Source organism: Paenibacillus kobensis NBRC 15729, assembly GCF_004000825.1.
GTDB classification, from domain to species: domain Bacteria; phylum Bacillota; class Bacilli; order Paenibacillales; family Paenibacillaceae; genus Paenibacillus_T; species Paenibacillus_T kobensis.
This window is the reverse complement of sequence record NZ_BILZ01000063.1, coordinates 1-20895: the sequence shown is the minus strand read 5'-3', so window position 1 is coordinate 20895 and position 20895 is coordinate 1. Positions and strand designations below refer to the sequence as shown.

The following is a 20895-nucleotide window of genomic DNA, read 5'->3' as shown; positions in this document are numbered from 1 at the left end:
CTCATGCCCTTCTTTTATTTCACTAGCCGTTCTTTCATCTGTGCCCGGTACGCGTCCGCCGTACAGCCGATCGACTCCTTGAACATTCGGCTGAAGTGGGCGGGATGGACGAAGCCGACTTTATGCGCGACCTCCGCAACGGGGAGGGACGGATCGAGATGAAGCATCATTTTCGCTTGATTGATTCGGCGGTTGTAGATGTATTTGAATATGGTCGTGCCGGTCACTTCCTTGAACAGATTGGACAAATACGGCTTCGTCAAATGGAGCGCTCCGGCAATCTGATCGAGCGTCAATTGCTCGGCGAACCTCTCTTCGACGTAGGTGATGACATGCTGGACATGGCGTTCACGGTCGGAGGCCGGGGGCAACTGCTGGCGCTTCGGCTTGGCGCGCCAGCCGGCCACAGCGTACAGAAGCTCGGCGAACCGCAGCGCAAGCCGCTTCAGGGCGAACGGTTCTTGGCCCTCGGTCAGTTCGTTCATGCTGGCTAGCAGCCGCTCCGCTTCTTCCTGTTCGGTCTCGTCCAGCGTCAGCCGCGTATTGCCGAAAGGCCTTAACAGCATCGCCGCATCGTCTGGCAGCAGCCGATGAATGTAGCCGGGGTCGAAGTGCATAATGGACCGGACATAAGGCACCTCCGGTGAAGGATTGGGGCAATGCAGCGTCATGCCGTTAAGCAGGATCAAATCGCCAGGCGCAAGCGACCACAGCTTATCGCCGATGATATAAGAGCATTGGCCGCCATGAAAATAATACAGTTCATAGAACGAGTGGGAATGGAACTGGGCAATCGGGTAATGCTTCGTATTGCGGTAGAAATAATCGAGCGGCTCGGCCAAATTCGCAGCGAACGGCTGCGCGGATTGGACGGGGTGATCCAATATACGAGGCATGCTTCGCTATAGCACCTCCGGGTTGCAGCGTCATTACTGCCATTGTAGCACGGCACGGCAGAGGATCAATGCGCCTGTATAAAAACAGCCGCCGGACCGAACAAGCGGCGCACCTGGCGGCCAAGCAGCTTGTTTCGGCCGGACGGCCGTTACTTTATTGCTTATTTCGTCACGAGTACGGCATCCCGCTGCGCGATGAGGCACAGCTCGGCTGCTTTGAACGCATGCTCTTGGGTCATCGCGTTCTCGGTGCCGTCCAGGCAATCGCGGATCAACTGGCCGAAGAATGGAAAGCCGATCTGGCCGCGCACATCGAATTGGAACTCCCCTTCATGATTGACGAGGAAGACGTGATCGCCTGTGCCGCCGCGGGCGACGTCAATATATTTGCGCAGCTCGATGTAGCCGTCCGTGCCGAGAATGACCGTTCTGCCGTCACCCCAGGTGCTAAGTCCGTCAGGCGTCAGCCAGTCGACACGGAAGTAGCAGGTGGCGCCGTTGTCGCCGATCAGCGTGGCATCGCCGAAATCTTCGAATTCCGGATGCTCCGCGTTCCGGTAATTGCCGACCTTGCTGGCGGCGACCGAAGCATCGCTGCAGCCTGCGAAGTACAGAAACTGCTCGATCTGATGGCTGCCGATATCGCATAGAATGCCGCCATAATTCTCCTTGCGGTAAAACCATGCCGGCCGCCCCTTGCCATGGCGGTGAGGGCCGGTGCCAAGCACTTGAACGACGCGGCCGATAGCGCCTTGCTCGATCAGCTTCCCGGCGTAAACCGCGCTTTCAACGTGCAGCCGCTCGCTGTAATACACCATATATTTACGCCTGGTGCGGGCGGCGGCTGCACGCGCCGCTTCGAGCTGCTCCAGCGAGGTGAACGGCGTTTTGTCCGTAAAATAGTGCTTGCCGTGCTCCATCGCCGTAATGCCTAGCGGTCCGCGCTCAGATGGTACGGCGGCAGCCGTGACAAGCTGCACGTCCGGATCGTTCCAGATGTCTTCCGGCGAAGCGGCTGCCACCGCCTGCGGGAAGACGCGAAGGAACGCTTCCACCTTGGCTGGATCCGGGTCGTATACCCACTTCAGGGTTGCGCCGGCTTCTATCAGTCCGTTGCATTGGCCATAGATATGCCCGTGATCTAGAGCCATTGCGGCAATCGTAAATTCACCTGGCGCGCATACTGGAGTTGGTTTAGCTGACTTGGGCGCATAGTTCATACCGTCGCGGCTGCCGAATGTCGCATGCTGGTTCGTCTTCATCACGGTCTAGAACGTTCCTTTCAGGTCGGCTGGCGCTGCTGCTTGCTCGGGCTGGGAAGGATTGAACCGCGATTCCGCCATCCGCTTGCGCAGCTCGGCTTCATAACGCTCTTCGTCGATCGGCAGCTCAATCCAGTCGTCCAGCCAAGTCGACAGATGCATCGCATTGGAGAGCATGAGGCCGTTGATGCCTTCCTCTCCCGGAGCGATCAGCTTCGTGCCCTTGTTGATTGCATCGGCGAAGTTTTGCAGAATGCCGGAGTGCTGACTATTCTGTCCGTGCACCGGAACTTCCGTTGTCCAGCATTCCGGAGCGGCGAACGGCTCGGTGTTGTGCGCATTAAATTCAGGTTCCGGTTCGCGCAGACGCCAGAACGTCAGCTTGTCGTTCTCGATGACGATTTTGCCCCGCGTGCCTGCCACTTCGAACCGGTTCGTGCCCGGCGCTTCGGTCGTCGTCGTAATGAACACGCCGGTTGCGCCGTTCGGATATTCCACATAAGCGGTCACTTGATCTTCTGTCTCGATGTTGCGGCGGCTGCCGAAGCCGCAGAAGGCACGAACCCGCGAAGGCATCATGCCGACCGTCCACGACCATAGATCGATCTGGTGCGGACTTTGGTTAATGAGTACGCCGCCGCCTTCTCCCGTCCACGTTGCGCGCCAGGACGCCGAATCAAAATATGCTTGCGAACGGTACCAGTTCGTAATGATCCAGTTCGTCCGGCGAATCTCGCCGAGCTCGCCCGATGCGATCAGATCGCGCAGCTTCACATAGACCGGATTCGTCCGCTGATTGTACATAATGCTGAACACTTTGCCGCTGCGAGCTGCCGCTTCGTTCATCTCGCGGACTTCTTTCGTATAGACGCCGGCAGGCTTCTCGATCAGAACATGCATGCCTGCATCCAGCGCTTTAATCGCTTGAGCCGGATGGTCGAAGTGAGGAGTTGCTACGATAACGGCGTCCACGAGTCCGGAAGCGATCATAGCCTCCGACGTTTCGAAGAACGGGGTGCCAGGCAGCGCTTCGCTTGCCCATTCCCGCTTACCTGGCATGCCGTCGCATACAGCGCCCAATACAGCGCCTTGAATATTGCCGTTCAAGAGCTGGCGTGCGTGCTGAGCTCCCATGTTGCCGATGCCGATAATACCGATCTTTACTTTGCTCATGCTAATTCCTCCCACCAAGTATGCATTTGTTGTACGAATAGACGAAGCATCTCGCTGCTGTTATAGGTTCCGCTGAAATCCTCGATGCCGAAAGCGCCGTTATAACCGACCGCTTTCAGGTCTGCCAGCACTCGTTTCCACGGCACGACACCGTCCGCGACCGGACGCCAGCGGCAAGACCAGGCGACCGGATCGAGCGGTCCGGCAGCGCCGTCCGCTGACTCGGCGTTTACAGGCGCCCAGCCTGCATTTTTGACATGGACGTGCGCGAGATAAGGCCCGAGCAGTTCCATGCCCATTTTATAATTCTCGAATCCCTCGTGGACCAGATTGCCGGGATCATACAGAACGCCGATCGAATCCGGGTCGCAGCCGTCGACGAGCTGACGGGCGAGCGATGCGCTTGGCGCGATCGTGACATGATGGGTCTCGACGAGACCTTTCACGCCATATTGGCGGGCCAACTTCTCGGCTTCCCTTATATAAGCGCGTGCTTCCTGCAGCAGCTCGTGGTACGGCCGGCTGCCGTTATAACCGGGAACGCCGATTCGGATATTCGGAGCGTTCAATTTGGATGCGATCGACATTATCCGCTCTGTAGCTTCCAGATCGCCGCAGGCCAGGTAGGGAACGACAGCGAGAGCTTGAAGTCCGCTCGCTTCGGTCTCTTGCCGCAGCGCAGCCAGCGCCTCGTCCGACATGGACGGATCGAGTGTGCAGCGGTTGTTGCTCCAGAAGGAAGGCGCATCGTTTCTTACATGCTCAGGAACGTTCGTGCAGCGCCATTCGATTGCATCGATACCGGCCTCGCGGGCAGCTGCCAGCAATTGGCTTGGCGTTAAATCCGGCGTAGCAACGGTGAATACGGAGGTAATCATCGCTTATCATCCTTCCGGTTAACTGAAATTATGGGTATTTTAATCATGTGTCCTTCGGGAATACAGCTGTCAACTAACGAAATCATTGTAGCATGATGACCTATCGCAATGAATGCGGTTTCACTAACACCTTAATCACAGTTAAGCGATCAGGTGGATTGCTTCCTTACGATTAACGCGGCTGCAGTAATATTCACATTGAACGGTTAAAGTGAGTCGTGCTACAATGTTTATATACAAAACTATGGTTTTATATATAAAACAAATTGAGTGAAATGGGGGCGATGGTTTGTCCGAGAAATATCATGTGCCTGCAGTACGGCGCGCTAACGATGTGCTAGCACTGATCGCTGCCGAGCCGGCAAGGCTTCGCCTCATCGATCTGTCCCGCCGGCTGGACGTACACAAAAGCTCGATGTTCGCGCTGCTCTATACGCTTGAATCGCTGCGCTGGGTGGAGAAGAACAAGGACGACACGTATTCGCTTGGATCGGCTGCCGCTGTTATTGGAAGCGCTTATTCCCGCCAGTTCGATTATATCGGCGCCTTTCACCGCGAAGCCCGTATCGCAGCGTCAGAAGTCGGCGCAACGTTCCAACTCGCGAAGCTGGACGGCCGTGAGGTCGTATACTTGGCGATGGAAGAGGCGATGACGCCAGTCAGGCTCGCTTCGTCTCCAGGCGCCCGGCTGCCGGCTCACGCGACCGCACTCGGCAAAGCGCTGCTCTCATCATTGGATGAGCAACAACTCATCGAGCTGTATCCGGACGCATCGATTGGCCCGCAATTAACGCCTTATACGATTACGGACCGTGAAGAGCTGATCCGCCAGTTGAAGACTTTTAAGGCAGAAGGGCTAGCGGAGGAGTCGCAGGAGGGGGTCGTCGGCATTTGCTGCGTAGCAGCGCCGGTGCGCCGGCCGGACGGGCAAGTGATTGCGGCAGTCAGCTGTTCTATGAGCGTATTCGAATGGGAAGGGAAACAGGAGATGATCCGTGCCGCCGTACGGGCTGCAGCGGCCCGCATTTCCGGGCTTTCCGCTCAGAACGATCCCGTCGCGACTTAACCGGATTCGCAGGGCATTGCGAAGTGCAGCGGAATGATTCACATCAACAATACGAGCCTATAAGGAGGCATACTCGAATGCGTTTACAAGGCAAATCGGTACTCATTACCGGAGCGGGCTCGGGAATTGGGAAATGCACGGCGCAGCTGTTCGCGGCGGAAGGTGCGGAAGTGATCGTGTGCGACATTGACGCGGCCAAAGGAGAAGAGACGGTTGCCGAAATCGCCGCAGGGGGCGGAACCTCAGCGTTCCTTCAAGCGGATGTAACGAATCCGGAATCGGTGCAGGCCATGGTGAAGGCGGCGATCGAGCGGTTCGGCCGGATCGACGTGCTGTTCAATAACGCGGGTATTAGCGGCGTTGGCGCCATTCACGAGGTAGAGCCGGATGTATGGGACCGGGTCATTAACGTCAATATTCGCGGCGTTTATTTGCCAAGCAAATATGTTCTTGGACATATGATGGAGCGCCAAAGCGGCAATATCATCAATATGTCTTCCTGTATCGCAGAGATCGGCCTTGCCCGCAGAGCTTCCTATGCGGCAACCAAAGGCGCGGTATTAGCGCTGACGAAGTCGATGCAGGTCGATTATGCGCCGTACAATATCCGGGTGAACGCGCTGCTGCCCGGAACGATTATGACACCGTTCGTCGAGAACTACCTGCGTTCGTCCTATGCCGATCCCGAGGAAGGCTTCGCCTCCATTAAGAGCAGGCAGTTGACCGGAGAGCTCGGACGTCCGGATGACGTTGCGAAGGCAGCGCTGTTCCTCGCTTCCGACGAATCGAAATTTATGATGGGATCGCCGCTCTACATTGACGGAGGCGTCGTGTTCGGCAAGAATGCCTGACGGCTTCGGCTTTCGCAAGCAAGTCCATAATGACAACATAATACAACATTGTTGAGAGGACGGAATCATCCTATGAAATTGCTTAACTTTATGAAGAACGGTCAAGTGAAGCTTGGCGTATTGACGGCAGCAGGCGTTGTTGATATTGAGGCGGCGGCTCAAACGTTCGAAATCCAAGTCCCGTCTGATATTCACGAGCTCATTGAAGGCGGGCCAGCCGCACTCGCTGCTGCGAGCGCTGTAGCGGCACAAGCCGTCGAGATCCGTTCGGACCGCTATATTTTGCCTGAATCGACGATCCAATACGCCCCAAGCGTCACGAAGCCTGCTAAAATGATCTGTGTAGGTCTCAACTACCGCAAGCATGCCGAAGAGACGAACGCGCCGATTCCGGAGTATCCGATTCTGTTCAACAAGTTCAGCAACACGCTCGCTTCGCATGGCGATACGGTGCTGCTGCCGAAGACCTCCAAGGAAGTCGATTACGAGGCGGAGCTTGTCATTGTTATCGGCAAGCGTGCGAAGGATGTGCCGGAAGAGCAAGCGCTCGACTACGTATTCGGCTACAGCAATTCGAACGATCTGTCGGCGCGCGACCTTCAGATGAGAACGCATCAATGGATGCTTGGCAAATGCTGCGACGGCTTCACACCGCTCGGGCCTTATCTCGTGACGGCCGATGAAATCGGTGATCCGAACAGCTTGGCGATCGGCTGCAAAGTGAATGGTGAAGTGCGCCAATCGTCGAATACGTCGGATATGATCTTCAATTGCAAAGAGATTGTCAGCTACATTTCCCGCCACATGACGCTGGAGCCAGGCGATATTATTCTGACCGGCACACCAGAAGGGGTTGTGCTTGGCTATCCGGTGGACAAGCGGGTCTATCTGCAGGACGGCGATGTCGTGACGATCGAGATCGAGAAGCTCGGATCGCTGACGGTGACGATGAAGCAAGAAGTATAACTTAACATTGGAGCGCAATGCGCGAGAGGGGAACGTTAATCATGCTTTTCGAACAACGCGACAGAATTGTACTGATCGGTGATTCCATCACCGATTGCGACCGGAGACGTCCGGTCGGCGATGCTGGGGAAGGCGGAGCGGGCCATGGCTACGTCGAACTCGCAGATGCTTTCTTGCAGTCGGCTTATCCGGAATTGAAGCTTCGGCTTATCAATGTCGGGACGAGCGGCCATACAGTGCGCGATTTGCACGGTCGCTGGGAGAGTGACGTCATCGAGCAGCAGCCGGATTGGCTGACGATTATGATCGGAACGAACGACGTATGGCGCCAGTTCGACCGTATGACGATGCCGGAGCTGGCGGTGCCGATCGATGAGTATGAGCGTACGCTGGAAGAACTGGTCGTTCGGACGAAGCCGCTCGTGAAAGGCATCGTGCTGATGACGCCATTCTTTATTGAATCGCAGCGCGCCGACGCGATGCGCGTCGAGATGGACCGTTACGGCGCAGTCGTTCGTGCTGTGGCGGAACGTACAGGTTCTGTGTTCGTCGATACGCAAGCGGCGTTCGACCGCGTGCTGGAACATATGTATTCGGCTCAACTGACGTGGGACCGGATTCATCCGGGCAAAACCGGCCATATGGTCATCGCCCGCGCACTGCTGGATGCGGTGGGCTTCGATTACAATAAACGCGCGTAAGCGGCAAAATAAAAAGCGGTCCAATGCGAATTGGACCGCTTTTATGTATGGGTTACATTTTGAACACTTGGATCGTGCGCTGCATTTGTTGCACGCTTTGCATCATCCGGTCCGCCTCAGCAACGACGGCTTGCACCGAGCCGATCTGCTCGTTCATCGAAGCGGACATTTGCTCCGTGCCTGCAGCCGACTGCTGCGTAATAGCCGAGATGTTCTGGATGGCTGAAGAGATTCGCTGCGCGCTCTCAAGCATGACATCGCTTTCTTCGGAGAAGCGGGCAATCTGACCGGCGATGAATTCGATGCTTGAAACCATCTCGCCGAATATCCGTTCAGCGGCTTCGATCGTCTCCGCTTGAACTTGTACCGCTTGTTCGTTGATCACGATATTCTCGATCGCTTGTTTAATGCCGCGTTCAATGCCGCGAACGAGCGTGAACACTTCCTTCGTGGAAGTCGACGATTCCTCTGCCAGTTTGCGCACCTCTTGAGCGACGACGGCGAAGCCTTTGCCGTGCTCGCCTGCGCGTGCAGCCTCGATGGAGGCGTTCAGCGACAGCAGGTTCGTCTGTTCCGCGATTTCGGAAATCGAATGGGTAATCTTCGTAATGCCGGCTGCGTCGCGGGCGAGCTCGCGGACCGTCTCGGACACCTTGGACGTCGCCTCGGCATTGCTTCGCATGCTCGTCTTCTGGTTGCCTACGGCTTGTACGCCTTGCTGAACAAGAGACAGCGTAAGCTCGGAACGTTCGTTCATCCCCTTGACAGAATGAGCGTAAGCGCTTACTTTATCTTCAATGTCACGAATCGAATCGGTCATATCCGCTACCTCTGAAGAAATTTCGTTAGCGCCGGTTGCCAGTTCGGTAGAAGACGCTGCGACTTGTTCCATGGCAATCTTCATTGCCTGGTTCTTATCAAAGATGCTGCGGCTCGTTTCGTTGACCTGGCGTGAAATTTTGGACGTTTCATTAATGATGTCGCGCAGTTTGTCGATCATGCTGTTGAAGGAGTGGCCGAGTTCGCCGAGCGAACCGCTTGACGTATCAACCCGTTGCGAGAAATCGCCTTTCGCGAGGCTGGATGCGGCTAACCGCAGCTCGTAGGTCGCTTCGGTCATCGCGTTCTCGATTACCCGGATGATCGGCAGTACGGCGATGCCCAGGACGATAGCAACGATGACGGATAGGATAATGGACCCGCCTGCGCTAGCTGTCAAGATGAGTAATGCAATGGTAAAAAGGAGAACAATGGAGTAGGAGCCAACTAAAAGTTTGTTGCGTACCGATAAAGCAGAAAACCACTGCATAGTAGACCGCTCCTTTTAAAATATAGAATATACATATTATAGCACCCGTGTCGATTTTGGTCTACGGGAGTTGTCGAAATGAATGATTAGCTTCAATTGTTTAGCATTTTTAGACAAATTTTATGAGATTAATATGTAAATGTTGTTGAAAACGTTGTTATTTTGTCATATAATGGTTCGTGGGACCTAGTTGAATATTTAGGCCTATCACTCTTGAATGGAGGGGAGACGATTGTTCAATCCGGAAGGAATTCCGCTTGCAAGACAGGTCGACTACGTATTCAGGCAATTGGAGGGAGAATTAAAGAACGCAGCAGCAGGAACGGTACATATTCACGTCAGGAATAATTCAGTAGGAAAGTTTGGCGTTAAGCATCATCCGATTGAGAGCCGGAACGGGGAGCTGAAGCCGTCAGAGAGAGGGCTCACGACGCAGCAGGTTGAATCGTTCCGCAAGATGGCCATCGAGGCATTGAAGATGAAACGAAACTGGACGCACGGCGAAATATGCTACGACTTCGCAACGCGTCCCGGAACCGGAACATGGTCGGCGAGCGTGCTGTACGAATCCAATTATAATATGGCCAATCAGACCGGGTCGCTGTTTCAGTATTCGCCGAAGCAGCAACGTTATCGGCCGGAATAGAGAAGAACAAGAAAGCTGCACGCGTATGACGCGTGCAGCTTTCTTGTTGGCGGTTACATTTTAGCGTAAAGCTTGTCCGGTCAGTTGCTGCTCGGCGAGCTGCACGAGGCGGCGGGTAATGTTGCCGCCGATCGTACCGATCTCGCGGGTCGTCATATTACCGTAATAGCCGTCCTGCGGAAGTTGGATGCCGAGCTCTTGCGCGATTTCGAATTTCATCTGTTCGAGCGCCATTCTTGCTTGGGGTACCACGAGCGTATTGCGCGATTGTCCTGCCATGCTGCTCACTCCTTAAGGTTGTTTGCGGTAAACCGGCTATTCGTGGATGTCACGAAATAGATTACCCTTATTATGGTCGTATTGGTTTTGTTTATCCGAGCAATCGAAGAAATGAACAGAATAAATATTGGAAATTTTTTTCTTGTTAAGGTGATAAATCAAATTCGTAATTCGGATATACGTAAGCATCGCGGTCTTTCACCGCAGCAGGTGTAATAACGTCTGCTGTCAACATAATGACAGACTCGCCGCGCCACTCCGTAGTCGTAACCGTACCGGTTAAGGTTACCCACGAATCGTTCGCATAATGATTGGCATCCGCGCTTTGTACCAGCAAGCCGTAAGGCAGCGCATCAGCCGAGCAGCAGTTCATCGCGAACCGGCTGACGGCGAACTGGTCATCACGCATTCCATCATCGCGGTAGACGAAGCCTGTAAGGGTTACGGAGGCGCCTGCGAACGGCTGCTGGTATAAGTCGAGAGCCGTTAACGTCTCGATGTACAGACTGTCATCAACGACGATCCGATCCTGTTTGTATAACCGCTTGGCGAATTCGGCATAAGCCTGCGTATATTCGTCAGCGGGAAATAAAACGTCCAGCGAGGAGGTGCCGTTATTGCTGCCACTGCCTCTTAGGACGGAAGTGTCCGAGGATGGGGGAGCGGCGGATGCCGGTGTCGGCAGACCGGTGAAGCTTACGCCTTTTTGCCCGGCAAGAACGCTGTTGAGGGGAGCATGGGGAAGCAGAAAGCCGAGAAGAAGCGGCAGCGCGAATAAACCGTACAGGAGAATATTGCGGACGAGCGAAGGCGATGGAGCATGATCGTGACCGCAATCGCAAGCATCGTCCAGACGTTTGTCCCGCCATAGACGAAACGCGGAATAAGCTTGATAGGCGGCAGCGCCGTACATGCCGAGAGCGGACAGCTTGACGGCTTGCTCGGTTCGTGGGGCGATGAATAGAGAAAGCTCGCCCCTCTGTTTCAAATATACGATCAGCAAAGCGAAGCCGGCTAACAAAGCAGCCCGCAGCAAGTGATGTGCAATGAGCGTGCGTGCCGAAATGCGGTTCATCGTCCGTCCTCCTTATGTGAGCTGCCTATCCGTGCAGCGCGCCTGCCACCCACGTTGAGACGTAGACGAGAACGGCGGTCAGCGCAATGATGGCTAGAACGATGCGAAGCTTGAACACGGACAGCAACATCAGCGTATTTTTTAAGTCGATCATCGGACCGAAGACGAGGAAGGCAAGCAGCGGGCCGACCGAGAACATGTTGCTGAAGGAAGCGGCGATAAAAGCGTCGGAAGTCGAGCAAAGCGACAACAAATAAGCGAAGCCCATCATGAACAGGTGCGCCAGCCATGAGCTGTCTGCGATGGCGCTCAGCGAGGAACGGTCCACTCCGGTCTGGATCATCGCGGTAAGCAATGAACCGAAAATCAAATATTTGCCCATATCAAAAAATTCGTCCGACGCATGGCCAAGAGTGGAGACGAGCCGGCTTCCGAACGTCTGCTTGCCGTGATGATGATCGTGGTGATGGGCATGACCGCCGTGATGATGATCGTGATGATGGTGCTCGTGTCCGGCGTGGTGATGCGTATGTGCTTCAGCTGTATGTACCGTTTCTTTAAGCGGATTCGCCCGCATATACCGGTGAAGGATGAGTCCGACAGCGAACGCAACCGCAAATCCGAGAATCATCCGTTCGTAAACGAGATGCAATTGCCCGCGAAAGGCGGTGTAGGTAGAAGCGAATACGACGGGATTGACGATCGGACCGGCCAAAATATAAGTAATGCCGATATAGGCGGGCATTCCTTTGCGGATAAGTCTTCGGACGACGGGAATCATGCCGCATTCGCACAGCGGGAACAGCAGTCCGAGCAGTCCGCCGAATGCAGCGCCGAGAATGGGATTCCGCGGAGCGAGCTTGCGGATCAGATTTTCGGAGACGAATACTTGCAAGACCGCCGACACGATGACGCCGAGCAGCATGAACGGCAGCGCCTCGAAGATGACGCCAAGGAACAACATCGTGAACGCATTTAGTTCAGCTTGACCGATGGACGGCAGTGCTGTCTGCCGGTTGATATATATAAGCGCAAGCATAGCGGCGCAGCCGGCTGTGAGCACCGGAGGCGACCATCTTAGCAGCCATAATCGCATCTGTTCGTTCCCCCTTATTCGGCTCGACCGGCTTCGGACAGCCGATCTTGTTGACCGTCAAAGCAGTTTATGCGGACAACTTCCGGTTTAGGACAGGTTTCTCGCACCTATTGACATTCGGAAGCCGGAGAGTATAATCGTTGTAAACGCGATGAACGGGACAAGTAAGCGGGCGAGGTTGCTCTCAGAGAGCCGGTGGGTGGTGCGAACCGGTGCAGCGCGCGCGTCGAATGGATCCAGGAGCGGGCAGCGGAACGCGGGCAAGCGGCAAGCCGTCAAGATGGCGGTTGCAAGATCCTTCTCGTCTATGCTGATACGGACGTTCCCCGTTATGGAGCTTAAGGCACGATACACAACGACCCGAAGCTAGGAAGGGTTGCTCGGTACATCGTGCGAATAAGGGTGGCACCACGGTCCCTCGTCCCTTGCGGCGGGGGCCTTTTTGCGTTCATACACAACAATCCGGACACTTCAGTCCATATCCATTCAGAGGAGTGAATCGTTATGAAACGGGTACTTTCCGGCATTCAACCGAGCGGTCAGCTGACACTCGGCAATTACATCGGCGCTATGCAAAACTTCGTGAAGCTTCAACAGACTGAAGAATGCTTCTTCATGGTTGTCGACCTTCATGCAATCACCGTTCCGCAAGAGCCTGCGGCGCTGAGCGAGCAGACGGAGGCGGTCGCGGCGCTGTTCATCGCAGCGGGCATCGATCCTGCGAAGGCGAGCGTATTCGTCCAATCCCATGTGCGTGCCCACGCAGAGCTCGGCTGGATGTTCACGACGCTTGCTTATATGGGCGAGCTCGAACGCATGACGCAGTTTAAGGACAAGTCTGCGGGCAAAGATTCGGTCGGCGCTGGTCTGTTCGTCTATCCGACTCTGATGGCGGCGGACATCTTGATCTATAACGCGGACCTCGTGCCGGTCGGCGACGATCAGAAGCAGCATCTGGAGCTGTCACGCGACCTCGCGCACCGGTTCAATACGAAATACGGCGACTACTTCAAAGTGCCGGAGCCTTATATTCCAAAAGTCGGCGCCCGCATTATGTCGCTGGACGACGCCAGCAAGAAGATGAGCAAGAGCAACCCGAATCCGGGCAGCTACATCGCGCTTCTTGACCCGGTAGACGTCATCCGGAAAAAGATTAGCCGTGCAACGACTGACTCCGGCCGCGAAGTGATCTATGATCCAGCGAATAAACCGGAAATCAGCAATTTGATGGGCATTCTGTCGCATTGCGGCAATATGTCTCTTGAAGAGATCGTCTCCAAATATGAGGGACAAGGCTATGGCGCCTTCAAGAAGGATGTTGCCGAAGCGGTAGCGTCGGTAATCGAGCCTCTGCAGGCGAAGTATAACGAGATCCGCAGCTCCGGTGCGATTCACGATATATTGAAACAAGGCGCGGAGAAAGCATCCTCTGTTGCGGACAAGACGCTTGCTGATGCGAAGGAGCTCATGGGCTTCCTCGCTCCGAAACGATAAGATTTGAAGCAATGAGTCAAGACAAAAAGACCGCAGCCGGATTAATATCCGCTGCGGTCTTTTGTAAATTCAGCTTATTTCAATTGGGCTTGGCCTTCGGCCCGTCTGCGAAGACGCGCTTTGACGATGAAGCCAAAGCCGACGTTGAAGAGCGTCAGCAGGGCGAGCAGAATAGCGGTCCAGCCGTTATGACTGATCATGACAGCAGTAGCGCTCATTAGAATAATCGACGAGACGGCGAACCACAGCGACAACGGTTTAGACATTGTGAATCACGCTCCTTAAATGAATGTTTGAAACATTGAAAGTAATTTTGCTGTAGGAGAGCATATATATTCGAAAGGCGTGCCATAATAACTTTGCAAGCTTGCAAACCATTACATCGTGCAGAGGATGAAAGGAGATTTTCTTTATGGCAAGCCAATCCCGCAGCAGCAACCAACTGGTGGTTCCACAAGCAAGCCAAGCTCTGGCACAATTGAAAATGGAGGCAGCGCAATCGCTCGGCGTGCAAATTCCAGCTGACGGTTACTATGGCAATGTCTCCACTCGTGACGCAGGCTCGCTTGGCGGCTACATTACGAAGAAATTGGTCCAAATCGCCGAGCAACAACTGTCCGGCGGCCAATATCGCTAACCTTTAACTATACACAAGCGAGAAGCTCAGGGGAAACCTTGAGCTTTTTTGCCGTTCAATCTAACTATTGTGCAGAAAAAAAAGCCCCGCGTCAATACGTTAGTACGTATTCATGCGGAGCCGTTTCTCAAGCCGCTTGTCGCTCAGCCAGCCGACGTAGGAGCCTACGGTCTTATAATCATTATCCATCATTAGAACGGCTACGAATGGATATTGCTTGCGGTGCCGATAGCGGACATCGCTCCATCTGACCTCATAGCCCCACGTATGCTCCTTGACCTCGGCACATGCGAATGAGGTTAAATACAGGAACGACGAAATGGACGGATCGTTCTTGGATTTCTCGACGGCCGGATGGCTGGAGCAACTGACATCGTCGAGCCAGCGAAGCTTGTTGCTGCGTAAATCGCCGATCGCGAAGCTGCCGTCCTTCTTCCGTTTTACGACGTTCCAGTCGTAGAGCGAGATCGTTGGGATCAACCAATATTTGTCTCCGGCGCTTCTATGCTTATCGAGCGATTCGACCAGCGATCTTTTGCGAAAATGTACGGTTGTACGCCAAACATAATAAACCGCGAGCACCCCATATAGAAGCGGGAAGACGATGGCCGGGTTCGCAAGACCGAACGCCCAGACGGAGATGGCAATGACATGCGAGGTGAAGATGACCGGGTCGAATATATGGATAATGTTCCAAGAGATCCACTTATTCGAGAACGGCCTTATCGCCTGAGTCCCATAAGCGTTGAACAAGTCGGTCATTACATGGACACAGACCGCTAGCAGCACCCATCCGATCAAATGCATCCATGGCAGCGATCCTCGGTAGAACAGCTGCAAGATGACGGAGATTAACGCCGTCCAGCCGATTATGGCCGGTATGGAGTGAGACGCTCCGCGATGATTTCGAATATAGGATGCATTGCCCTTGAACCGCAGCAGCGTATCGAAGTCGGGCGCTTGCGAGCCAATGACTGTTCCGATCAGTACCGCCGTATGCACCGTATCGCTGCCAGCAATAACCGGATCGACGGTTGCGAGCCCGCCTAGTCCAAGGCCGATAACGAGATGCGTTCCCGTATCCAAATCGGGATTCCCCCTTCGTTATGATATAATGTGGACGTTGTACCGTTATTGTCGGTCGACCTGCGAAATATCATACCCGGAAGATGAAGTTGTTCGGCGAAAGGAACATGAGCCATGTACATTTGTTTTGCGGAGTACCGCATTATGCCAGAATACAGGGAAGCGTATATCAAGCTTTCCAGCGAGCTTGTCCAAGCATCTGAAGGAATACTTACCGTCCTTGAAGGAACAGACCAGCCTAATCTGTTCGTCGAGCTATGGAAAGCGGACAGCGAAGAGGCTGCTGAATATATCAAAATAGGGCGTTGCAGCGAAGGCGAAGACAATCCTTGGCGTCCGGTAGACGGCTGGGTACAGGGGGGAAGGGCGAAAGTGCATGTATGGACGTTCCGCCCTGCTGTACCCGCCATCTAGGCGCGATTAGAATGTCGTCGTCGGCATTTGTGCTTGGATCATTGGCGTCGTATTCGATATTGTGCCGCCTGCGAAAGGATATTCGTAGTTGATCGGGCCGTCGAACGTTACGTAGTCCAGGTTAAGCATGAGCAGCAAGTAGCGCATGCCAGTCGCTGGATCGCTAATAATAATGTGGTCGCGTCCTGCGGCTTCGATCACGCCTTTGAAAATTTTCGCGTTCCATTCGCGGTTATTCTCGTACGTCATGTAGAACGTGCCGACTTTGCCGCGGTTCAGACGGAGAATGTTCTCGACATACGATTCCTCGGAAGCCGGAAGCGGGAAATTCGTTCCTCCTGGCGTTATGCCAGAGCCGTTGGCAACGAGCGGGGGCATCTGCATGCCAGGCATTCCCATCATCATCGGCATTCCGCCCATTCCCATTGGAATCGTTGCGTTCAAAGTCGTCGGTGCAGACACCTGGGCACCGGCAACTGGCATTGGAGTAGCTGCGCTGTAGCCGTAAGAATAGCCGAAGTTTTGAGACGCCGGGCTGACAGCCGGTTTGAGACCGTAACCGTTAGACATATTGAAATTCCTCGCTTTTCCTTAAGTAATTTAATTCTTGTTTTCCTAATACACCGTAGGACAATCTTCACTTGTAGGAGCGAAGAAACAGTGCGCTTTGAAGCGTCCTGTATTCCGCTGGTTGTACCAAGTGCCTGGGCAGTTGCCCGCCGGTCGGAAGAACCAGAGCGCGTTCGAAGCCGGATGCTGGCGTTCGCCGTTAATGATACGCCGGGCAAGAGCGATTTCGCTTTCGCGTGCCTTCTGATAGAAATAGCTTTTTTGCGTCGCTTCGAAGCCGCCCGGCGATTGGTACACCATATCCGGTATCGAGCGAATGTTCTTGAAGTCCAGACAGTTGCCTCGCACGCGGTTTACACCAACATTGCCTACCATCAGCATGCCGAGGTCGCCTTCGCCTTCCGCCTCTGCACGCATTAGACGGGCAAGCATTCTAACATCATCGGTGCTCGCTTTGATGACTGCCATGTTGTTAATCGCTCACTCCTTCTGGGCTTTCAACTACATACCCATCGTATGCGGCATAGGCGGAATGGTGACTCTTGGTAGGTGAAACTTGGAATTGCGCAAAAGGTGTTCGACAAATCGCCACGGGAAGTTGTCAAATTGATGAACAGCAGGGGCGAACATTGTCAATGCTAGTATTTTTCTGTATGATTAGTACGATTCGATCAGGGTATGCCGCTCTATCGGCTGCCTGCTGCAATGGAACGGGAGGCTTTCTTTGTGTGGAAAGATTGGATAGAACTAACGAAGCCGAGGCTGTTGCGGCTTAACGTATTTGCTGCTTTCGGCGGCTTCTGGGTCGCTTCTAAATGGAGCTTCGATTGGTGGAAACTGCTCTTCATGCTGATCGGGACAACGCTCGTTATGGCATGTGCATGCGTCATCAACAACTATTGGGACCGCGAGTTGGACAAGAAGATGGCCCGTACGCAAGACCGCGCGCTGCCCAACGGCAGGTTGAAGCCAGGTGCGGTGCTCGCTTATGGAATCACACTGGGTGTTGTCGGTGTAACGGTGTTGTTCACGCTCGTCAATGCAATCTGCGGGATACTGGGTCTTATCGGCTTGTTCGCGTATATCGTCGTCTATACGATGTGGCTGAAAAGAACTTCGACGTGGAGTACGTCGATCGGAGGCATCTCCGGTGCAATGCCGCCGGTTATCGGCTATTGCGCAGTAACGGAGTCCGTAGATGCTGGCGCGTGGATTTTGTTTGCTTGGTTGTTCCTGTGGCAGCCTGCCCACTTCTGGTCGCTGGCTATCCGCCGCGTTGAGGAGTACCGGGCGGCAGGATTTCCGCTGCTGCCGGTCGTGAAGGGAATCGACCGCACGAAGCTGCAGATGATTCCTTACATTACGCTTCTTGTACCGACAGGCATTCTGCTGTATTCGTACGGACATGTCGGTTATGTGTTCCTCATTCTGTCTACGCTGCTTAGCCTTGGCTGGCTAGTTCAGACGTTGATGGGGCTTCGCGCGCAGGACGTAGACAAGTGGGCGAAGACGAATTTTTTGATTTCGGTTAATTATTTGATGATCATCTTTATTGTCATGATGGCGGATACAGCGCACGTATCCTAATCCGAAGCGCAGGGGAGAGCGGACGATGCAGTTCATGTTGAAACATTCCTTCAAGCTGGCCGTCTCGGCACTGGTCGTGCTGATGGGCATTTACTTGTATTTAACGTACGGCGGTTCCTCGAACGGAACTCAGAAGCTGCCGGTTATGTATTCGGCGCCTGACTTTACGATGACAGACGCCGTAAGCGGGAATGACGTCAAGTTTTCCGACTCGAACGGCAAGGTTCGCCTCGTCTACTTCTATTGGGCGAACTGCCCGGACGTATGTCCGCCGACGACGCAGCTTATGTCGCAAGTGCAGGACAAGCTGCAAGCGGACGGCCAATTCGGAACCGACGTCGAGTTCTATTCCATCACCTTCGATCCGGAGCGCGACACGCCGGAGGCGATTAAGAAGTATTCGAGTAAATTCCATGCCGACTATAACGGCTGGAAGTTCCTCCGAGGCGAAGAGAAGTCGACTGCCGAACTGGTCACGAAGTTCAAAGATTTGATCGTCTTCAAAGATCCGGAGACGAACGAATTTTCTCATCTCGATCTGATCGCTCTCGTCGACCGCAACGGCAACGTACGCAAGTATATCGAAGGCAACCATGACGGCACGCCTACGACGGCAGACACGATTATGAAAGATATCCGCTCGGTGCTTAAAGCGTAATCATGTCTATTTTTATCTCGATATTATGGAACAACGTAATCCCGCTGTCTGTTATGATTGCCATTGGCATCATACTGCAGCGGGTTTTCTCTCTTGATATACGGACGCTGTCGAAGCTGAACTTTTACTTATTTTCTCCTGCCGTCATGTTCAAGCTGCTGTACACGACTGATATTAAGGCGGAAGCGATCGGCCACGTGCTGCTGTTCTTCCTCTTGTTCATGGGATTGCAATACGTTTGCGTAGAGGCGGCTATTCGGGTGAGAGGTCTGCCAGCAGGCAGACGGGGAGCGATGCGCAACAGCGTGCTGTTCTATAATAGTGCCAATTACGGTATCCCGCTGAACCAGCTTGCTTTTCACAACAATCCGGTTTCGCTTGCTGTACAGATCATTATTATGATGATGCAGTCGTTATTGCCGAATACATATGGGATTTATAGTGTGAACGCGCATAAAAGCGACTGGCGGGCCATTGCGAGGACGATTATCGGGCAGCCAGTCATCTATGTCATTCCGCTTGCGTTCCTGCTTCGGGCGGGGGATGTGACGATTCCGGGGCCGCTGATGACGCCGATTGGCCATCTGGCCGATGCGTTCATCGGGACGGCGCTTGTAACGCTCGGCGTGCAGCTCGGCACGATGGAGTGGAAGCTCGAACGCCGAATGCTCGGCGATGTCGCGATGTCTAATGTGTTGCGGCTAGCAGCCGGACCGCTTCTGGCGGCGCTCGTCGTATGGGGGCTCGGCACGTTCGGAGCGGGGATCGACGATATGACGGCTAAGGCGCTGATCGTCTCGTCGGCTGTGCCGACCTCGCTCAGCAGCGTGTTGCTCGCCGTCGAGTTCGACAACGAGCAGGAATTCGCTTCGCAAGCGGTGTTTACGTCGACCGTGCTTAGCATGTTCAGCGTGGCGCTCGTCATATGGGCGCTTGGCGTTTAGATTGTAGCTTGCGGGGCTGTTTACAGGCTCTCCCGATGGTCAGGTTGATGACCGCGGGAGAGCTTTTTCTTTTTGAAAGACTTGAAAGCTTGGTTACCGAGTTCACTGCGCAGTCGAATGTTCCTACGGTCGCTGTTGTTCTCGGATTCCTATTGGATTGAATAAGCTGGGGAGGGAATCCGATCACAAAGGCGAACGCTGACGCTTCTTCGGAATCATTCGACCGCTCCGTTTCAAGGTAACACGCCACTTTTTCAAAAAAGAAGATGCTCCTTGCTGCCTATTCGATTGGAGATTAAGGCTACAGCCGCGGTGCCCGCTCAAGGTGAGAGGACTGCACCTAAGGCCTGCATGCGGCAAACGGCATGCCAGCGGAAGAGTACGTGCTACATGCTCATTGTATACTGTACAACGAAAATGCATCAGGTGAGCGAATTGGTTGCTTTGATTGTATTATGTACAATCGAAAACCCGAATTAGTTCTGGTATCGGCTCAATCTGGTGACTTTGGTGCATTGGCAATTGTACAAAATGCAACGAGAAGTTACGGCGGCACTATTGAGGGGCGAGCTCGTTGTACGGAATACAATGAAGGGCTGCGAACTAACCAAGTTAGCAAGTACGGCGAACTAAGAGTCTACTCACGTTCCAAGCTGATTAACTGCCGGCCCATTGTGCAACTTAGTCGAAATCCTCCTTGCTGAATGGAACGGAGCTTGGTTCGGGATAGATAATGTAGGCTTCCAGCCCGGCTTTCTCAAGCTGCTCGATCAAGTAGTCTTCCGGTGTGCTTTCGACTCCTGGATAGCCACGGCGTGTATACATATGCTCCGCATCGGGAAACAGATCGCGAAGCAGCCCCCGGATACGTCGGCCGGATGAATCGTTATCCATAAACAGATAAGGCTGCCTGTCGCCTACTTGCTTGCGGAGCGTCTCCAGTTGCGAGCTGCCCGGCGTTCCATATGTACAATAAACGGGGACGTCCGGCTGAAGAACGCGGCGCAGACGGCTGCGGTCGTTCTTGCCTTCAACGATAATCGCGATATCCATAGCGGCTTCACCTCCCCCTTATTGTATCCGTCCCTGGCGCTCTATACCAGCGCCGGAATAACTATGGAGCTTGGGGAGCAGCGCGGCAGATTGTGTCGTTAGAGAGCTGTGGGAGCCGTGGGAGTGACGTTAGTGAAACAAAGTGTGTAAAGCGCCGCCGGAGCATCTGGAGATACGATAGCATAACAAAGTGTGTCGTTAGAGCGCCACCGGAGTAACTGGGGCGACGATAGCGTAACAAAGTGTGTCGTTAT

At 54.1% G+C, this 20895-nt stretch carries 24 protein-coding genes; 11 read left to right on the top strand and 13 right to left on the bottom strand.

What is annotated here, in order from left to right:
- Positions 1-14: 14 nt before the first annotated feature.
- The 4 genes from PKO01S_RS24635 to PKO01S_RS24620 all read right to left on the bottom strand — a co-directional run bounded on the left by PKO01S_RS24635 (position 15) and on the right by PKO01S_RS24620 (position 4209).
- Positions 15-896 carry a helix-turn-helix transcriptional regulator gene (locus PKO01S_RS24635; protein ID WP_164779749.1) on the bottom strand — a complete coding sequence of 294 codons (882 nt, stop codon included), beginning with the start codon at positions 894-896 and terminating at the stop codon, positions 15-17.
- Positions 897-1057: 161 nt separating this feature from the next.
- The gene (locus tag PKO01S_RS24630; protein WP_127534112.1) at positions 1058-2158 is read right to left on the bottom strand and encodes a Gfo/Idh/MocA family protein; all 1101 of its coding nucleotides are present in this window, start codon (positions 2156-2158) and stop codon (positions 1058-1060) included.
- A gap of 6 nt (positions 2159-2164) precedes the next feature.
- Positions 2165-3331: a Gfo/Idh/MocA family protein gene (locus PKO01S_RS24625; protein WP_127534101.1), complete on the bottom strand. Its 1167-nt coding sequence runs from the start codon at positions 3329-3331 to the stop codon at positions 2165-2167.
- Positions 3328-4209: a sugar phosphate isomerase/epimerase family protein gene (locus tag PKO01S_RS24620; protein WP_127534100.1), complete on the bottom strand. Its 882-nt coding sequence runs from the start codon at positions 4207-4209 to the stop codon at positions 3328-3330. The genes PKO01S_RS24625 and PKO01S_RS24620 overlap by 4 nt, the downstream gene beginning before the upstream one ends.
- A 289-nt stretch (positions 4210-4498) precedes the next feature.
- On the opposite strand from PKO01S_RS24620, the gene PKO01S_RS24615 reads away from it, so the two are divergent.
- The 4 genes from PKO01S_RS24615 to PKO01S_RS24600 all read left to right on the top strand — a co-directional run bounded on the left by PKO01S_RS24615 (position 4499) and on the right by PKO01S_RS24600 (position 7793).
- Positions 4499-5275: an IclR family transcriptional regulator gene (locus tag PKO01S_RS24615; protein ID WP_127534099.1), complete on the top strand. Its 777-nt coding sequence runs from the start codon at positions 4499-4501 to the stop codon at positions 5273-5275.
- Between the two features lie 77 nt (positions 5276-5352).
- Positions 5353-6126, top strand: coding sequence for an SDR family NAD(P)-dependent oxidoreductase (locus tag PKO01S_RS24610; RefSeq protein ID WP_127534098.1), 774 nt, complete (start codon positions 5353-5355; stop codon positions 6124-6126).
- A 72-nt stretch (positions 6127-6198) separates the two neighbouring features.
- A complete protein-coding gene (locus tag PKO01S_RS24605; RefSeq protein ID WP_127534097.1) occupies positions 6199-7092 on the top strand; it encodes a fumarylacetoacetate hydrolase family protein in 894 nt (297 codons plus the stop codon).
- A gap of 41 nt (positions 7093-7133) precedes the next feature.
- Complete coding sequence (locus PKO01S_RS24600) at positions 7134-7793, top strand: SGNH/GDSL hydrolase family protein (protein ID WP_127534096.1); 660 nt, start codon at positions 7134-7136, stop codon at positions 7791-7793.
- A 52-nt stretch (positions 7794-7845) separates the two neighbouring features.
- On the opposite strand, the gene PKO01S_RS24595 is transcribed toward PKO01S_RS24600, so the two are convergent.
- On the bottom strand, positions 7846-9102 hold the full coding sequence (locus PKO01S_RS24595) for a methyl-accepting chemotaxis protein (protein ID WP_127534095.1): 1257 nt from the start codon (positions 9100-9102) through the stop codon (positions 7846-7848).
- A gap of 232 nt (positions 9103-9334) precedes the next feature.
- Here PKO01S_RS24595 and PKO01S_RS24590 point away from each other — a divergent pair, with 232 nt between their 5' ends.
- Positions 9335-9748 (top strand): O-methyltransferase, encoded by a 414-nt coding sequence (locus tag PKO01S_RS24590; RefSeq protein ID WP_127534094.1) that lies wholly within the window; start codon positions 9335-9337, stop codon positions 9746-9748.
- Between the two features lie 60 nt (positions 9749-9808).
- On the opposite strand, the gene PKO01S_RS24585 is transcribed toward PKO01S_RS24590, so the two are convergent.
- From PKO01S_RS24585 to PKO01S_RS24575, 3 genes are all read right to left on the bottom strand, one after another.
- A complete protein-coding gene (locus PKO01S_RS24585; protein ID WP_127534093.1) occupies positions 9809-10027 on the bottom strand; it encodes an alpha/beta-type small acid-soluble spore protein in 219 nt (72 codons plus the stop codon).
- 145 nt (positions 10028-10172) lie between these two features.
- Positions 10173-11102, bottom strand: a complete 930-nt coding sequence (locus PKO01S_RS24580; protein ID WP_127534092.1) for a TIGR03943 family putative permease subunit — start codon at positions 11100-11102, stop codon at positions 10173-10175.
- 25 nt (positions 11103-11127) lie between these two features.
- Positions 11128-12198, bottom strand: a complete 1071-nt coding sequence (locus PKO01S_RS24575) for a permease (protein WP_127534091.1) — start codon at positions 12196-12198, stop codon at positions 11128-11130.
- Between the two features lie 504 nt (positions 12199-12702).
- Here PKO01S_RS24575 and trpS point away from each other — a divergent pair.
- Entirely contained in the window at positions 12703-13692 is a 990-nt protein-coding gene (gene trpS / locus PKO01S_RS24570) for a tryptophan--tRNA ligase (RefSeq protein ID WP_127534090.1), read from the top strand.
- Positions 13693-13766: 74 nt separating this feature from the next.
- Here the strand turns inward: trpS and PKO01S_RS24565 are convergent, their stop codons facing one another.
- Positions 13767-13958 carry a hypothetical protein gene (locus tag PKO01S_RS24565; protein ID WP_127534089.1) on the bottom strand — a complete coding sequence of 64 codons (192 nt, stop codon included), beginning with the start codon at positions 13956-13958 and terminating at the stop codon, positions 13767-13769.
- A 146-nt stretch (positions 13959-14104) separates the two neighbouring features.
- On the opposite strand from PKO01S_RS24565, the gene PKO01S_RS24560 reads away from it, so the two are divergent.
- Positions 14105-14329, top strand: a complete 225-nt coding sequence (locus tag PKO01S_RS24560) for an alpha/beta-type small acid-soluble spore protein (RefSeq protein ID WP_127534088.1) — start codon at positions 14105-14107, stop codon at positions 14327-14329.
- 99 nt (positions 14330-14428) lie between these two features.
- Here the strand turns inward: PKO01S_RS24560 and PKO01S_RS24555 are convergent, their stop codons facing one another.
- The gene (locus tag PKO01S_RS24555; protein WP_127534087.1) at positions 14429-15415 is read right to left on the bottom strand and encodes a metal-dependent hydrolase; all 987 of its coding nucleotides are present in this window, start codon (positions 15413-15415) and stop codon (positions 14429-14431) included.
- Between the two features lie 144 nt (positions 15416-15559).
- Between PKO01S_RS24555 and PKO01S_RS24550 the strand changes: the two genes are divergently transcribed.
- Positions 15560-15829, top strand: a complete 270-nt coding sequence (locus tag PKO01S_RS24550; RefSeq protein ID WP_246070723.1) for a hypothetical protein — start codon at positions 15560-15562, stop codon at positions 15827-15829.
- A 6-nt stretch (positions 15830-15835) separates the two neighbouring features.
- Here the strand turns inward: PKO01S_RS24550 and gerQ are convergent, their stop codons facing one another.
- Positions 15836-16399 carry a spore coat protein GerQ gene (gerQ, locus tag PKO01S_RS24545; protein ID WP_246070722.1) on the bottom strand — a complete coding sequence of 188 codons (564 nt, stop codon included), beginning with the start codon at positions 16397-16399 and terminating at the stop codon, positions 15836-15838.
- A gap of 45 nt (positions 16400-16444) precedes the next feature.
- Entirely contained in the window at positions 16445-16867 is a 423-nt protein-coding gene (locus PKO01S_RS24540) for a cell wall hydrolase (RefSeq protein ID WP_127534085.1), read from the bottom strand.
- A gap of 237 nt (positions 16868-17104) precedes the next feature.
- On the opposite strand from PKO01S_RS24540, the gene cyoE reads away from it, so the two are divergent.
- The 3 genes from cyoE to PKO01S_RS24525 are packed head-to-tail and all read left to right on the top strand — an operon-like array spanning position 17105 to position 19588.
- Positions 17105-17986, top strand: a complete 882-nt coding sequence (gene cyoE, locus PKO01S_RS24535) for a heme o synthase (protein ID WP_127534110.1) — start codon at positions 17105-17107, stop codon at positions 17984-17986.
- A 25-nt stretch (positions 17987-18011) separates the two neighbouring features.
- Complete coding sequence (locus tag PKO01S_RS24530; protein WP_127534084.1) at positions 18012-18644, top strand: SCO family protein; 633 nt, start codon at positions 18012-18014, stop codon at positions 18642-18644.
- Positions 18645-18646: 2 nt separating this feature from the next.
- On the top strand, positions 18647-19588 hold the full coding sequence (locus PKO01S_RS24525; protein ID WP_127534083.1) for an AEC family transporter: 942 nt from the start codon (positions 18647-18649) through the stop codon (positions 19586-19588).
- A 681-nt stretch (positions 19589-20269) separates the two neighbouring features.
- On the opposite strand, the gene PKO01S_RS24520 is transcribed toward PKO01S_RS24525, so the two are convergent.
- Positions 20270-20641, bottom strand: a complete 372-nt coding sequence (locus PKO01S_RS24520; RefSeq protein WP_127534082.1) for a DNA primase — start codon at positions 20639-20641, stop codon at positions 20270-20272.
- Positions 20642-20895: the final 254 nt, after the last annotated feature.

Excerpts from the sequence above, each read along its gene's own strand:
- PKO01S_RS24635 (WP_164779749.1), bottom strand. The coding sequence starts at position 896 with ATGCCTCGTATATTGGATCACCCCGTCCAATCCGCGCAGCCGTTCGCT.
- PKO01S_RS24630 (WP_127534112.1), bottom strand. The coding sequence starts at position 2,158 with ATGAAGACGAACCAGCATGCGACATTCGGCAGCCGCGACGGTATGAAC.
- PKO01S_RS24625 (WP_127534101.1), bottom strand. The coding sequence starts at position 3,331 with ATGAGCAAAGTAAAGATCGGTATTATCGGCATCGGCAACATGGGAGCT.
- PKO01S_RS24620 (WP_127534100.1), bottom strand. The coding sequence starts at position 4,209 with ATGATTACCTCCGTATTCACCGTTGCTACGCCGGATTTAACGCCAAGC.
- PKO01S_RS24610 (WP_127534098.1), top strand. The coding sequence starts at position 5,353 with ATGCGTTTACAAGGCAAATCGGTACTCATTACCGGAGCGGGCTCGGGA.
- PKO01S_RS24605 (WP_127534097.1), top strand. The coding sequence starts at position 6,199 with ATGAAATTGCTTAACTTTATGAAGAACGGTCAAGTGAAGCTTGGCGTA.
- PKO01S_RS24600 (WP_127534096.1), top strand. The coding sequence starts at position 7,134 with ATGCTTTTCGAACAACGCGACAGAATTGTACTGATCGGTGATTCCATC.
- PKO01S_RS24595 (WP_127534095.1), bottom strand. The coding sequence starts at position 9,102 with ATGCAGTGGTTTTCTGCTTTATCGGTACGCAACAAACTTTTAGTTGGC.
- PKO01S_RS24585 (WP_127534093.1), bottom strand. The coding sequence starts at position 10,027 with ATGGCAGGACAATCGCGCAATACGCTCGTGGTACCCCAAGCAAGAATG.
- PKO01S_RS24580 (WP_127534092.1), bottom strand. The coding sequence starts at position 11,102 with ATGAACCGCATTTCGGCACGCACGCTCATTGCACATCACTTGCTGCGG.
- PKO01S_RS24575 (WP_127534091.1), bottom strand. The coding sequence starts at position 12,198 with ATGCGATTATGGCTGCTAAGATGGTCGCCTCCGGTGCTCACAGCCGGC.
- trpS (WP_127534090.1), top strand. The coding sequence starts at position 12,703 with ATGAAACGGGTACTTTCCGGCATTCAACCGAGCGGTCAGCTGACACTC.
- PKO01S_RS24565 (WP_127534089.1), bottom strand. The coding sequence starts at position 13,958 with ATGTCTAAACCGTTGTCGCTGTGGTTCGCCGTCTCGTCGATTATTCTA.
- PKO01S_RS24560 (WP_127534088.1), top strand. The coding sequence starts at position 14,105 with ATGGCAAGCCAATCCCGCAGCAGCAACCAACTGGTGGTTCCACAAGCA.
- PKO01S_RS24550 (WP_246070723.1), top strand. The coding sequence starts at position 15,560 with ATGCCAGAATACAGGGAAGCGTATATCAAGCTTTCCAGCGAGCTTGTC.
- gerQ (WP_246070722.1), bottom strand. The coding sequence starts at position 16,399 with ATGTCTAACGGTTACGGTCTCAAACCGGCTGTCAGCCCGGCGTCTCAA.
- PKO01S_RS24540 (WP_127534085.1), bottom strand. The coding sequence starts at position 16,867 with ATGGCAGTCATCAAAGCGAGCACCGATGATGTTAGAATGCTTGCCCGT.
- cyoE (WP_127534110.1), top strand. The coding sequence starts at position 17,105 with ATGGAACGGGAGGCTTTCTTTGTGTGGAAAGATTGGATAGAACTAACG.
- PKO01S_RS24530 (WP_127534084.1), top strand. The coding sequence starts at position 18,012 with ATGCAGTTCATGTTGAAACATTCCTTCAAGCTGGCCGTCTCGGCACTG.
- PKO01S_RS24525 (WP_127534083.1), top strand. The coding sequence starts at position 18,647 with ATGTCTATTTTTATCTCGATATTATGGAACAACGTAATCCCGCTGTCT.
- PKO01S_RS24520 (WP_127534082.1), bottom strand. The coding sequence starts at position 20,641 with ATGGATATCGCGATTATCGTTGAAGGCAAGAACGACCGCAGCCGTCTG.